Annotated in this window: 11 protein-coding genes; all 11 read right to left on the bottom strand. The window is 66.4% G+C overall.

All coding sequences use genetic code 11. The features are described 5' to 3' along the window. Positions 1 to 358, bottom strand: a 358-nt coding sequence (locus ACK42S_RS09915; protein WP_409706422.1) for a 2-hydroxychromene-2-carboxylate isomerase, incomplete at its 3' end; no start/stop codon positions are given. Positions 359 to 362: 4 nt separating this feature from the next. Next, positions 363 to 2,342: a TRAP transporter large permease subunit gene (locus tag ACK42S_RS09910; protein ID WP_409706419.1), complete on the bottom strand. Its 1,980-nt coding sequence runs from the start codon at positions 2,340 to 2,342 to the stop codon at positions 363 to 365. Then, positions 2,339 to 2,935, bottom strand: coding sequence for a TRAP transporter small permease subunit (locus tag ACK42S_RS09905; protein ID WP_409706416.1), 597 nt, complete (start codon positions 2,933 to 2,935; stop codon positions 2,339 to 2,341). The genes ACK42S_RS09910 and ACK42S_RS09905 overlap by 4 nt, the downstream gene beginning before the upstream one ends. Positions 2,936 to 3,042: 107 nt before the next feature. After that, positions 3,043 to 4,173: a TRAP transporter substrate-binding protein gene (locus tag ACK42S_RS09900; RefSeq protein ID WP_409706413.1), complete on the bottom strand. Its 1,131-nt coding sequence runs from the start codon at positions 4,171 to 4,173 to the stop codon at positions 3,043 to 3,045. A 214-nt stretch (positions 4,174 to 4,387) separates the two neighbouring features. Further along, positions 4,388 to 5,857, bottom strand: a complete 1,470-nt coding sequence (locus ACK42S_RS09895) for a TrkH family potassium uptake protein (protein ID WP_409706410.1) — start codon at positions 5,855 to 5,857, stop codon at positions 4,388 to 4,390. A 9-nt stretch (positions 5,858 to 5,866) separates the two neighbouring features. Further along, positions 5,867 to 7,309: a Trk system potassium transporter TrkA gene (gene trkA, locus ACK42S_RS09890; RefSeq protein WP_409706407.1), complete on the bottom strand. Its 1,443-nt coding sequence runs from the start codon at positions 7,307 to 7,309 to the stop codon at positions 5,867 to 5,869. Between the two features lie 63 nt (positions 7,310 to 7,372). After that, positions 7,373 to 8,503, bottom strand: coding sequence for an acyl-CoA dehydrogenase family protein (locus tag ACK42S_RS09885; RefSeq protein ID WP_409706405.1), 1,131 nt, complete (start codon positions 8,501 to 8,503; stop codon positions 7,373 to 7,375). A 22-nt stretch (positions 8,504 to 8,525) separates the two neighbouring features. Then, a complete protein-coding gene (locus tag ACK42S_RS09880) occupies positions 8,526 to 9,194 on the bottom strand; it encodes an SDR family oxidoreductase (RefSeq protein WP_409706402.1) in 669 nt (222 codons plus the stop codon). Positions 9,195 to 9,205: 11 nt separating this feature from the next. Further along, complete coding sequence (locus ACK42S_RS09875) at positions 9,206 to 10,384, bottom strand: acetyl-CoA C-acyltransferase (RefSeq protein WP_409706399.1); 1,179 nt, start codon at positions 10,382 to 10,384, stop codon at positions 9,206 to 9,208. 39 nt (positions 10,385 to 10,423) lie between these two features. Next, positions 10,424 to 12,229 carry a bifunctional isocitrate dehydrogenase kinase/phosphatase gene (gene aceK, locus ACK42S_RS09870; RefSeq protein WP_409706396.1) on the bottom strand — a complete coding sequence of 602 codons (1,806 nt, stop codon included), beginning with the start codon at positions 12,227 to 12,229 and terminating at the stop codon, positions 10,424 to 10,426. 169 nt (positions 12,230 to 12,398) lie between these two features. Then, positions 12,399 to 13,323 (bottom strand): acyl-CoA dehydrogenase family protein (locus ACK42S_RS09865; RefSeq protein WP_409706393.1); only part of this gene is annotated, 925 nt, incomplete at its 5' end.

The raw sequence follows: 13,323 nt of genomic DNA, 5'->3' as shown, positions 1-13,323 counted from the left end.
CGAAATAGGCCCTCAGGCAGGCGCGTGCCCAGGCCACGGCACGCGCCGGATCGCTGTCGTGCAGCCACCAGAACACGCGCGCGGCGTTCTGCGTGGGGATGGGAAAGGCCTCAGGCTGGGTGTAGGGCACACCCTCGAAGCGTGCCGAGCGTGCGAAGTCGCGCAGCACGTACTCGCGCTTGATCGGATGGTTCACCGGCGGGCGCAACTCGGCGGCCTGGAAGCTCACACCCAGCAGCACGGCATGCCAGCGCACAGTGCGCCCGTGCCGCGCCGCCAGGGCCTCGATCCATTCGGAGGCGATGTACGAGTACGGCGAGGAGAAATCGAAGTAGAAGTCGATCGGCGGCTTGTTCATGCCCTCAACGGTACAACAGTTGCGGCAGCCACAGGCCAATGCCCGGGAAAACGTAGAGCAGCACGATCGCGATGATCTGGATCCCCATGAAGGGCAGCATGCCCAGGAAGATCTGGTTCAGCGTCACATGCGGTGGAGCCACCCCCTTGAGGTAGAAGGCCGACATCGCCACCGGCGGGCTGAGGAAGGCCGTCTGCAGGTTCAGCGCCACCAGCAGGCCGAAAAAGAGCGGGTCGATGCCGAAGTTATCCAGCAGCGGGATGAAGATGGGCATGAAGATCACGATGATCTCCGTCCACTCCAGCGGCCAGCCCAGCAGGAAGATCAGGACCTGCGACAGGATCAGAAACTGGGTGGGCGACAGGTTCAGGCCGAGCACCCAGTTCTCCACCAGCTCCTGGCCGCCCAGCAGCGCAAACGCGGCCGAGAAGATCGCCGAGCCGACGAAGAGCCAGCACACCATGGCCGAGGTCTTGGCCGTGAGGAAGACCGACTCCTTGAGCACGGTGAAGTTGAGCTGCCGGTAGGCCGCGGCCAGCACGAAACCCCCCAAGGCTCCCATCGCGGCGGCCTCGGTCGGCGTGGCCAGGCCGAAGACGATGGAGCCCAGCACGGCGAGGATCAGGATCACCAGCGGAAAGAAGGAGGCCAGGAGCATCTTGAAGATCTCCAGCCGCGCAAAGCTCAGGAACAGGTAGAACGCGGTGACGATGGCGCCGGCGATCGAGAACACCACCCACCACCAGGTGGGGGCCGGGCGGGTCGTGTCACCGGCGGCGGACCCGTCCACGGTCTGCCCGCCGGGTTCGGCCAGGGCGGGCGAAGCCGGCTCGGCGGCCTCCTGCACCTCGGCCCCTGAAGGCTCCCCCAGGCCTTCGGGTTCGGCGGCGGCCTCCTCGTCCGCCGCAGGTTCGGTCAGCCCGCCCTCCACCGCGGGCTCGGTCAGACCGCCCGCCACCGGGGGTTCCTGCAAGCCGCCCGTGGACGACGGAGCGTCGGACGAGAAGCTGATGGGCTCGATGTCGTACTCCGGCTCGGCCTGCACGGTCGTCACGGCACGGTAGCTGCTCGTGGCCAGCAGCACGAACAGCAGACCCGGCATCAGCACGATGCCCAGTTGCCTGAGCACGTGCGACAGCGGCACGTCGGCGTTGCGACGGCCCTTCAGGGCCGACAGCAGGCGCAGCAACGCGTGATGGGTGCCCGTGTCGGCCAGGCGCTGGTTGGCCGGCGCCAGCACGACGTGCCGCTCGTCCTGCGACAGCGGCGGCGCCCACTGCGGCCTGAGTTTGGCCATCAGGATGACGTACACCACGTACAGGCCAGCCAACATCAGCCCGGGGAAGAAGGCCCCCGCATACAACTGCACGACCGACACCCCCGCCGTGGCACCGTACAGGATGAGCAACACCGACGGTGGAATCAGGATGCCCAAACAGCCGCCCGCCGTGATCGAGCCCGCGGCCATCGGTGTGCTGTAGCCCGCGCGCAGCATGGCCGGCAGCGCCAGCAGCCCCATCAGCGTGACCACGGCCCCCACGATGCCCGTGGCCGTGGCAAACACCGCGCAGGTGACCAGCGTGGCCACGGCCAGCGAACCGGGGATGCGCGCCATGGCCAGGTGCAGGCTCTTGAAGAGCTTTTCGATCAGGTTGGCGCGCTCGACCAGATAGCCCATGAAGACGAACAAGGGCACCGCGATGAGCACGTCGTTGGTCATGCTCTTGTAAGCGGCCTGCACCATCAGGTCCAGTGTGCGCGTGATGTCTCGGTCATAAGCCAGCCAGGTGAAGATCATGCCCATGCCCATCAGCGTGAAGGCCGTGGGAAAGCCCAGCATGATGGCCACCACGACGAGTGAGAGCATCAGCAGGCCCAGGTGGCCCTTGGTGATGGTGTCCACGCCCAGCAGCAGCCCAACGATGCCCCCCACGACCAGGGTCATGATGCCCAGGCCGAAACGCAGTTCAGGACGGATTCTCACGGGCGCCCTCCCGTGGCGGCATTGCCTTCGTTCACGTGGACCATCTCCTTGAGTTTCTCGACATCGACCTCCTCGACGTCATGCTCGCGCGAGGGCCACTGGCCGTCGCGCAGGCACACGAGGCAGCGCGCGATCTCGGCCAGGCCCTGCAGCAGCAGCGTGGCGCCGGCCAGCGGGATCACGAACTTGAAGGGATACAGCGGCAGCGGCGTGGCCGAGAAGGTCTGCTCCCGGATCGCCAGTGACTCCTGGGCATAGGTCCAGCCCGCCCAGGTCAGCGCCACCACGCCGGGCAGGAAGAACAGAAAGTACAGCACCAAATCCACCATGGCCTGGGCCCGCGGGCTGAAGAAGCCGTAGAGCACGTCGCCGCGCACATGGCCGTTCTTCGACAGCGTGTAGGCGCCGGCCAGCATGAACATGGTGCCGTAGAGCATGATCTGGGCATCGAGCACCCAGGCATGGGGGTCGTTGAGCACGTAGCGCGAAAAGACCTCCCAGCTGATCAGCAGGGTCAGACCCACGGCCGCCCAGGCAGCGGCCTTGCCGATCCACGTAGACACCGCATCGATGGCGAGCAGCAGTTTTTGCATGGCACGAAGCGACGGCACAGTCCGTCGTGGCAAGGGGACCATACGCAAGCGCCGCAGGCGGGGGCATCCCCTCGGCCCGCGGCGCGTGGAGGCAGGTGGCCGGCGCGTCAGCTCTTCTTGGGCGCGAAGTAGTGGTTGTAGGCCATGCGGTAGTCAACCATCGTGTCGAACTGCCAGCGCCCGGCGCGCTGCGCGAAGGCCCGCATCGAATCCATCACCTTCTTGAACATGGGATTCTCGGCCGCCTTCTTGGCCGTGACCTTGTCCCACGATGCCAGTTGAGCCCGCAAGATGGCGTCCGGCGTCTTGTAGAACTTCACGCCCTGCTTGCTCTGCATCTCCAGGTAGTCGGTGGAATAGCGGTCGGCGGCCTTCCAGCTCATGTCAGCCGAGGCCGCCTGAATGGCGTAGTCGATCACCGACTTGAGCTCAGCCGGCAGTGCGCTGTACTTGGTCTTGTTGAACAGCACCTCGAACTGCTCGCTGCTCTGATGGAAGCTTTGCAGCATGCAGACCTTGGTCACGTCCGGGAAGCCCAGCACGCGGTCGCTGGACGCGTTGTTGAATTCGGCCGCGTCCAGCAGGCCGCGGTCCAGCGCCGGCACGATCTCGCCGCCGGGCAGCGGGTTGACAGCCACCCCCAGGTCGGTGAAGACATCCACCGCGAGCCCCACGGTACGGAACTTCAAGCCCTTGAGATCCTGGACCTTGGCCACCGGCTTCTTGAACCAGCCCAGCGGCTGGGTGGGCATGGGGCCGTAGAGGAAGGACTGCACGTCCAGGTTCAGGCTCTTGTAGATCTCGTCGAGCAGTTCCTTGCCGCCGCCATAGTAGTGCCAGGCCAGCACCATGTTGGCATCCATGCCGAAGGCCGGGCCCGAGCCCCACAGGGCCACCGCCTGGTTCTTGCCGTACCAGTAGGCGACCACACCGTGGCCGCCATCGAGCGTGCCCTTGGACACCGCATCGAGCAACTGGAAGGCCGGCACGACGGAGCCGGCGGGCAGCACCTCGATCTTCAGACGGTTGCCCGCCATGTCGTTGACCTTCTTGGCGAAGTCGTTGGCGTACTCGTGGAAGATGTCCTTGGCCGGCCAGGTGCTCTGGAAGCGCATCGACACCGTCTGGGCGGTCGACACCATCGGGAAGGCGGCTGCTCCAGCCCCCACGGCGCCGACGGCCGCCGACTTGAGAAAGCGCCGCCGCTGGGGGGCCTTCTGGGATTTCGTCTCGCTCACATTCGTCTCCTGGTGATGCTGCACGGAAGGGAAACCCTGCCCGTCTGCGCGCGGGTTCGGGTGGAAACATGCTAGGCAGACCGCCCTTCGAGCGAGATAGCACAAACCCGTGCCCCCACCCTTGTCGTGCGCGGTCTGTGCGTTGCTCGCCCGATGGCCGACGCAAGGCCTGAACGAAGGCGGAATCCTGTGACACCCTCACCCGGTCGGCGGCTCACTTGCGCCAGAACGAAGGGGTCAGCAGCACCATGAAAGACAGCATCTCCAGCCGGCCCAACAGCATGGCCAGGGTGCACACCCAGGTCTGAAAATCGCTCAGGTCGGCGAAGTTGCTCGCCGGCCCGACGGCACCCAGGCCCGGGCCCATGTTGTTGACGCTGGCCACCACGGCGGTGAATGCGGTGACCACGTCCAGGTCGGTGACCAGCAGCACCATGGTCAGCCCGATGATCGTGGCGCCGTAGACGAGCATGAAACCCAGCACGGCGAAGATGGTGTTGTTGTCCACGGTGCTGGCCCCCAGCGTCACTGGCTGGACCGCCCGGGGGTGCACGATGCGCGACATCTCGCGCCGGGCCTGCTTGAGCAGGATGATGACGCGCACCATCTTGACCCCCGCCCCCGTGGAGCCGGCACTGGTGCTCAAGCCCGAGAGCATGAGCATCAGCACCGGCGCGAAGATGGGCCATTGGGCGTAGTCGGTGTTGGCGTAACCCGTGGTGGTGGCGATCGAGATCACGTTGAAGAAGGCCATGCGCACCGCCTGCAAGGGCTCCTCGTAGACCCCCTTGCTCCACAGCAGCACGGCCACGATGGCCGAGGACAGCAGCAGCAGACCGAGGGTGCCGCGGGCTTCCGGATCCATCCACAGGCGCTGCAGGCTGCGCTTGCGCATGGCGACGAAATACATCGCGAAGTTGCAGGCGGCCACCAGCATGAAGACGACGCAGACGGCCTCGATCAGCGGCGAGTCGAAATGCCCAAAACTGGCGTCATACGACGAAAGCCCCCCCAGGCTGACGGTGGTGAACATGTGCACCCAGGCGTCGTACCAGCTCATGCCCGCGGCCCGATAAGCCAGCACGCACAGCACCGACAGCACACAATAGATGCTCCACAGACCCTTGGCCGTCTCGGTGATGCGCGGCGTCAGCTTGGTGTCCTTCAGCGGGCCGGCCACCTCGGCCCGGAAGAGCTGGCTGCCACCGACCCCCAGCATCGGCAAAATGGCCACCGCCAGCACGAGGATGCCCATGCCGCCCATCCACTGCATGAAGCAGCGCCACAGGTTGATCGACGGTGGCAGTGCATCCAGGCCACTGAGCACCGTGGCCCCAGTGGTCGTGAGGCCGGACATGGCCTCGAAATAGGCATCGGTGAAGGACAGGGGGATGCCCGCCTGCCTGAAATAGACCATCAACGGCACGCTGGCGAACAGCGGCAGCACCGTCCACACCAGCGAGACCAGCATCACGCCATCGCGGGGCTGCAGCTCGCTGCGGTGACGGCGCGCCAGCAGGCGCATCGCCACGCCCGCACCGAAGGTCAGGGCGATGCCCACATGCCACGATGCAAGGGCCTCGTCGCGGCTGAACCAGGCCACCCCCAGGGGCACGCCCATGGTCAGGGCGAAGGCCATCACGATGATGCCGAGGATCGACAGGGCCGGTAGGAAGGATGGCATGGACCTCGATCAGAAGAAAGTGGCGCTGACCTGCAGGAGCTTTTCCACCTCACGCACCATGCGCTTGCGCGGCAGGAACACGATCACATGGTCGTTGGCCTGGATCACCGTGTCGTGGTGGGCGATGATGACCTGCGCCCGGCGCAGCGCCTGTTCGCGCAGCTCCTCCTCGACATCGTCCTCGGGCAGGCCGCGCACGATGGCGCCGATCTGCGCTCCCGGCGGCAGCTTGAGCTCGCCAATGGGCCGCCCCACCACCTTCGAGGTCTTGGCATCCCCGCGCACCACCGCCTCCAGCGCCTCGGCCGCGCCGCGGCGCAGCGAATGCACGGCCTCGACGTCCCCACGGCGCACGTAGGCCAGCAGCTCACCGATCACCGTCTGGGCCGGCGACAGCGCAATGTCGATCTGCGAGCCCTGCATCAGGTCGGCATAGGCCTTGCGGTTGATCAGGGCCAACACCCGCTTGGCGCCCATGCGCTTGGCCAGCAGGCAGGCCATGATGTTGTCCTCGTCGTCGCTGGTCAGCCCGAGGAAGAGGTCCATGTCGTGGACGTTCTCGCCCTCAAGCAGCTCCTCGTCGGTGGAATCGCCGTGCAGGATAAGGGTGTCGGCCGGCAGTTGCGAAGCCAGGTACTCGCAGCGCTTGCCGTCGTGCTCGATGATCTTGACGCGGTACTCCCCCTTGAGCTCGCGTGCCAGGCGCAAGCCGACGCGGCCGCCGCCGGCAATCATCACGCGCTTGACGGGGCGGTCGCGCCGCCGCAGCGCCTCCAGCACTGTGCGGATGTGCTGCGTGGCTGCCAGCACGAAGACCTCGTCGCCGGGCTCGATGCGGGTGACGCCATCACAGACGATGGCCTGGTCGGGGCCTTCCGGATCGGGCCGGTAGATCGACACGATGCGCATGTCCGCTTCCGGCACCAGGCTGGGCAGCTCCGAGATGGTGTGGCGCACCAGGGGGGCTCCGGCCACCGCGCGCACCGCGATCAGGCTCACCAGCCCCTGTGCGAATTCCAGCACCTGCAGGGCCTCAGGGTAGGCGATGAGCTGGCGCACATAGCGCGTCACCGAGGCCTCCGGACAGATGACCCGGTCCACCGCGAAGCCGCTCTTGTCCATCAGCGGCGAGCCGTCGGGAAACTCGGGCGAGCGCAGGCGTGCGATCGTCGTGGGGATGTTGAAGACATCGTGGGCGATCTTGCACGCGACCAGGTTGGTCTCATCCAGCGGTGCACAGGCGATCATCATGTCGGCATCCTGCGCGCCGGCCTCCTGCAGCACCGAGGGCTGGATGCCATTGCCCACGACACCACGCAGGTCCAGGCGGTCCTGCAGCTCGCGCAGGCGCTGCGGGTTGGTGTCGATCACCGTGATGTCGTTTCTTTCCGACACCAGGCTTTCGGCCACGCTCTCGCCCACCCGCCCAGCGCCGAGGATGATGATGTTCATGGGCCGCGATTATGCGCGGACACCACGGCGCGGCAAGCCGGCCGATGCACGCCCCAACCGGGATCAGCCCAGGGCGCGACCGATCAGGATGCGCTGCACATCCGAGGTGCCTTCGTAGATCTGGCACACGCGCACGTCGCGGTAGATGCGCTCGACCGGGAAGTCGCTGACATAGCCATACCCCCCGTGGATCTGGATGGCATCCGAGCACACCCGCTCGGCCATCTCGCTGGCAAAGAGCTTGGCCATGGCCGCCTCCTTCAGGCAGGGCACACCCGCATCCTTCAGGCTGGCCGCATGGTGGATCATCTGGCGCGCCACCTCGATCTGCGTGGCCATGTCGGCCAGGCGGAACTGCACCGCCTGGTGGTTGAAGATGGGCTGCCCGAAGGCCACGCGCTCCTTGCTGTAAGCCAGCGCCGCCTCGAAGGCCGCGCGCGCCATGCCCAGGCTCTGCGCCGCAATGCCGATGCGCCCCCCCTCCAGGCCCGACAGCGCAATCTTCAGCCCCATGCCCTCCTCGCCCAGCCGGTTCGCCACGGGCACGCGACAGTCCTCGAAGAGGATCTGCGCGGTGTCGCTGCTGTGCTGGCCCATCTTGTCTTCCAGGCGCGCCACGGTGTAGCCGGGCGTGTCGGTGGGCACCACGAAGGCACTGATGCCCTTCTTGCCCGCGGCCTTGTCGGTCACGGCCATCACAATGGCCACGTCGCCGTGCTTGCCGCTGGTGATGAACTGCTTGACACCGTTGAGGACATAGTGGTCCCCCTCGCGCACGGCCGTGGTCTTCAGGCCGCCGGCTTCGCTGCCCACATGAGGTTCGGTCAGGCAGAAAGCCCCGAGCATGTCGCCACGCGCCAGCGGCTTCAGGAAGCGCTGCTTCTGCTCCTCGCTGGCGTAGGCCATCAGGATGGAACACACTGGGCAGTTGTTCACGCTCACCACGGTGCTGGTGCCGCCGTCTGCGGCGGCGATCTCCTCCAGGATCACGGCCAGGGCCAGGTAATCCAGCCCGGCGCCGTCGTATTCGGACGGTACGGCCACGCCATAGCAGCCCAGCGCGGCCAGGCCCTTCAACTCCTCGGCCGGAAAATGGTGCTCCTTGTCCCAGCGCGCCGCGTTGGGCGCGATGCGGTCCTGCACATAGGCGCGCACGGCGTCCTGCACCGCGCGATGGTCTTCGCTCAACAGCATGATGTCGACAGGGATGCGCGGCTCACCACGCGATGGGTGTGCCGTCGTGGTTGAGGAAATGCCCGTTGTCGTCGGGCGTCAGGCGTGCGAGCAGCTCGCGCAAGGCCGCCACACTGTCCTCGGGTGCGAGGCTGGCGTTGGGCCCGCCCATGTCGGTGCGCACCCAGCCCGGATGCACGGCCACGCAGGTGATGCCGCGCGGCCCGAGCGACAGGGCGGCATCGCGCAGCACCGAGTTCAGCGCGGCCTTGGAGGCGCGGTAAAGCCAGCCGGTGCTCGAACTGCGCTGGCCGATCGAGCCCATCATCGACGACAGCACCATGAGCTTGGCTCCGCGGGCCAATGCCGTCTCGATCTGCGGCAGCACACGCATCGGCCCGAGCACGTTGGTGCGCATCACCACGTCGAAATCGTCCTGGGTCGGCGTCTCCAGCCCCTGCGTGCGCGGGCCGTAGATCCCGGCATTGAGGATCACGGCGTCGAAGCGCTCGCCATCCAGGCGCCACCCCAGGCCGGCCACGCTCGCGGCGTCCAGCAGGTCCAGCGGCCAGGCCTCGCAGCCCAGGCCACGCAGCCTCGCCAGGCCCTCGTCGCTGCGCGCCGTGGCCACCACGCGGTCGCCCGCCGCCCGATACTGGCGGACGAACTCCAGGCCCAGCCCGCGCGAGGCTCCGATCACCAGCACCTGCATGGCCCAGGCCTTCAGAGCAGCTCGACGGCCATGGCCGTGGCCTCACCGCCGCCGATGCACAGCGAGGCCACACCCTTCTTGAGACCGTGCTTGCGCAGCGCCCCCAGCAGGGTCACGACGATGCGCGCGCCGCTGGCACCGATGGGGTGGCCCAGCGCCACGGCCCCGCCGTTGACGTTCACCTTCTCATGAGGCAGCTTGTGCTCGGTCATCGCCGCCATGGTCACGGCGGCGAAGGCCTCGTTGATCTCCCACAGGTCCACGTCCTTGGCAGCCCATCCGGCCTTCTTCAGCACCTTGTCGATGGCGCCCACCGGGGCGGTGGTGAACCATTCGGGCGCCTGGGCATGCAGGCTGTGGGCCACGATGCGCGCCACCGGCGTCACGCCCAGCCTGGCTGCGGTGGACTGGCGCATCAGCACCAGGGCCGCGGCACCGTCGGAGATGCTCGACGAGGTGGCCGCCGTGATGCTGCCGTCTTTCTTGAACGCAGGCTTCAGACCGGGGATCTTGTCGAGCTTGGCCTTGGCGGGCTGCTCGTCTTTGGTGATGCTCACCTCGCCGCCCTTGCCGGGCACGGCCACGCTCACCATCTCCCAGTCGAAGCTGCCGTCCTCATTGGCGCGGCGGGCCCGCTCGGTCGAGGTGATGGCGTAGTGGTCCTGGGCCTCGCGGCTGAAGCCATACTTGGCCACACAGCTCTCGGCGAACACGCCCATGGCCTTGCCGCGCTCATAGGCATCTTCCAGGCCGTCCAGGGCCATGTGGTCGTAGAAGGCCGTGGCGCCGTATTTCTGACCCTTGCGAATGAAGGCCAGGTGCGGGGCATTGGTCATGCTTTCCATGCCGCCGGCGACCATCACGTCCGCACTGCCGGCCGCCAGCATGTCGTGCGCGAACATCATCGCGCGCATGCCCGAGCCGCACATCTTGGACAGCGTGACGGCACCGGCCGAATCGGGCAGGCCGGCACGGCGGGCGGCCTGACGCGCCGGGGCCTGGCCCTGGCCGGCCATCAGGCAGTTGCCCATGAGCACCTCGTCGACGGCCGCGGCGTCGATGCCGGCGCGCTCGACCGCCGCCCGGATGGCAACGGCCCCGAGTTCCCAGGCCTGCAGGCCGGCGAAATCACCCAGCAGGCCCCCGATGGGGGTGCGGGCGGCAGAAGCGATGACGATGGGGTCGGACATGATGCTCTCCTTCTGGAAACACGGACCATGGGCCAGGCGTCAGGACACCATCGCGGGATGACCCGCCGCCTGGGGGGGATGGGACGGCTGCACCTGGCGCAGCCGCGAGAAGCGCTTGTGGGCGTCGTAAGGGAACACGTCGTGCACATGGCCGGCGAGGATGCGCTCCTTGTGCGCCTGCCAGTAGGCCGGGTCGAGCAGGTCGGCGTGATGTCGCATGAACACCTCGCGCACCGCCGCATTGCCCAGCAGAAACGGTCCGAAGGTTTCCGGGAAGACATCCTTCGGCCCGACGCTGTACCACACCTCGCCCGACAGCTCCTCTTCCTCGGTGCGCGGCTGCGGCACCTTGCGGAAATTGCAATCGGTGAGGTATTCGATCTCGTCGTAGTCGTAGAACACCACCTTGCCATGGCGCGTGACGCCGAAGTTCTTCCAGAGCATGTCGCCGGGAAAGATGTTGGCCGCCACCAGATCCTTGATGGCATTGCCGTACTCGATCACGGCATGGGTGATCTGCTCGGGCGAGGCTTCCTGCAGGTAGATGTTGAGCGGGATCATGCGCCGCTCGATATAGAGATGCCGGATGACGAGGTCGTCGCCGTCCTCCTCGATCAGGCTGCCGCAGAAGTGCTTGAGTTCGGCCACCAGTTCGTCCTCGAAGCGTGCGCGGGGGAAGGCCACGTTCGAGTACTCCAGCGTGTCGGCCATGCGCCCGACACGGTCGTGCGTCTTGACCAGCAGGTACTTGCGCTGGATCAGCTCGCGCGAGGTGTCCTTCTGCGGCGGATAGAAATCCTTGATGACCTTGAAGACATAAGGAAACGAGGGCAGGTCGAACACCAGCATGACCATGCCCTTGATGCCCGGCGCGATGCGGAAGCGGTCGCTGGAGTGCTTCAGGTGATACAGGAAATCGCGGTAGAAGAGGTTCTTGCCCTGCTTGTGCAGGCCCAGTGCGTTGTAGATCTCAGAACGCGGCTTGCGCGGCATCAGCGAACGCAGGAACTGCACGTAGGCCGCCGGGATCTCCATGTCCACCATGAAGTAGGCCCGTGCGAAGCTGAAAAGCATCTGCAGATCGTCCTCGCCGAACAGGGCCGCATCGATGACGAGCTGGTGCCGGGAGGTGTGCAGGATCGGCAGCGCAAACGGGATCTCGCGAAAACCGTTGACGATCTTGCCGACGATGTAGGCCCCCTTGTTGCGGAAGAACAGGGACGACAGCACCTGGAGCTGGAAGTTGGTGCGCAGCCGCACCTCGCCGAACTCCTTGCGCATGGCCTGCAACACGAAATCCACGTCGCGCCCCAGGTCCTCGAACTCCACGGCCAACTGGAAGTTGGTCACCACCCTCAGCAAGGTCTCGCGCAGGGTCTCGCGTGTCGGGTAGTAAGCGCGGTAGGTCGGCTGAGAGCCGGGCTCGTCGTTCTCGAGGTACTCCGTCGAGATGGCCGGACGCACGAAGATGAAGTCGTTGTGGAAATAACTGCGGTGCAAGATCTTGGTCGTCACCGAGTTGAAGAAGGTCTCGGCCAGCTCGGGCTGCAGGTGGTTCGTCAGCAATCCGATGTAATGCAGCTTGACCTGGTGCCACACGTCCATGGGCAGTTGATGCGCCCGGAACTGGCTTTGCAGCCGCTCCACCGCCTCGTCCACGCGCTTGTCGTAGAACTCGATGCGCTCCCGCTGGGCGCGCTGCTGTCCGTGCCAGTCGGCCATCTCGAAGCGTCGCTTGGCCTCGATGCTGGTCTGGCGGAACAGCCGATAGTGCCGGTTGAAGCCCTCCAGCAGGGCCGCGGCAATGTCGAAGGCTCGGGGATCGGTGAGCTTTTGGGGAAACATCAGGCGCTCCAACGCAAGACGTCGAGCCGGCCTGCCACGGCAGCCTGCGTCCCGACCGACCGGGACGCATCGGCCTGTTGCTCGATGCTAAAGCACATGCACGACGGGCTCTCAGCGCACAGTGTAGGCGCTGCGGCCACCGCACGCTGCAGATGCGACGCCCGGCGCCTCACATTGTCTCGGCAAACAGCTCCCGGCCGATGAGCATGCGGCGGATCTCCGAGGTGCCGGCACCAATCTCGTAGAGCTTGGCATCGCGCCACAGCCGCCCCAGCGGGTACTCGTTGATGTAACCGTTGCCGCCGAAGATCTGGATGCCCTCGCCGGCCATCCAGGTGGCCTTCTCGGCGCACCACAGGATCACGCTGGCGCAGTCCTTGCGCACCTGCCGCACGTGCTCGCTGCCCAGCATGTCCAGGTTCTTGCCCACGGTGTAGCAGAAGGCGCGTGCGGCCTGCAGCACGGTGTACATGTCGGCCACCTTGCCCTGGATGAGCTGGAACTCACCAATGCTCTGGCCAAACTGCTTGCGGTCGTGGATGTAGGGGATGACGTTGTCCATCACCGCCTGCATGATGCCGATGGGGCCGGCCGCCAGCACGGCACGCTCGTAGTCCAGACCGCTCATCAGCACCTTGGCACCACCGTTGACCGCCCCCAGGACGTTCTCGGCCGGCACCTCCACGTCGCGAAAAACCAGCTCGCCGGTGTGCGAGCCGCGCATGCCCAGCTTGTCGAGCTTCTGCGCCACCGAGAAGCCCTTCATGCCCTTCTCGACGAGGAAGGCCGTGACGCCGCGTGCGCCCAGTTCGGGCTCGGTCTTGGCATAGACCACCAGGGTGTCGGCATCGGGGCCATTGGTGATCCACATCTTGGTGCCGTTGAGCAGGTAGTAGCCGCCCTTGTCTTCGGCCCGCAGCTTCATGCTGATCACGTCCGAGCCCGCACCGGGCTCGCTCATCGCCAGCGCGCCGACATGCTCGCCGCTGATCAGCTTGGGCAGGTACTTGCGCTTTTGCGCCTCGGTGCCGTTGCGCCGGATCTGGTTCACGCACAGGTTGGAGTGGGCGCCATAGGACAGGCCGACCGAGGCG

The organism is Caldimonas sp. (genome assembly GCF_046289365.1).
Lineage (GTDB): Bacteria > Pseudomonadota > Gammaproteobacteria > Burkholderiales > Burkholderiaceae_C > Caldimonas.
This window is presented reverse-complemented; position numbering and strand designations above follow the sequence as displayed.

Excerpts from the sequence above, each read along its gene's own strand:
- ACK42S_RS09905 (WP_409706416.1), bottom strand. The coding sequence starts at position 2,935 with ATGCAAAAACTGCTGCTCGCCATCGATGCGGTGTCTACGTGGATCGGC.
- ACK42S_RS09885 (WP_409706405.1), bottom strand. The coding sequence starts at position 8,503 with ATGCTGTTGAGCGAAGACCATCGCGCGGTGCAGGACGCCGTGCGCGCC.
- ACK42S_RS09880 (WP_409706402.1), bottom strand. The coding sequence starts at position 9,194 with ATGCAGGTGCTGGTGATCGGAGCCTCGCGCGGGCTGGGCCTGGAGTTC.
- ACK42S_RS09895 (WP_409706410.1), bottom strand. The coding sequence starts at position 5,857 with ATGCCATCCTTCCTACCGGCCCTGTCGATCCTCGGCATCATCGTGATG.
- aceK (WP_409706396.1), bottom strand. The coding sequence starts at position 12,229 with ATGTTTCCCCAAAAGCTCACCGATCCCCGAGCCTTCGACATTGCCGCG.
- ACK42S_RS09875 (WP_409706399.1), bottom strand. The coding sequence starts at position 10,384 with ATGTCCGACCCCATCGTCATCGCTTCTGCCGCCCGCACCCCCATCGGG.
- trkA (WP_409706407.1), bottom strand. The coding sequence starts at position 7,309 with ATGAACATCATCATCCTCGGCGCTGGGCGGGTGGGCGAGAGCGTGGCC.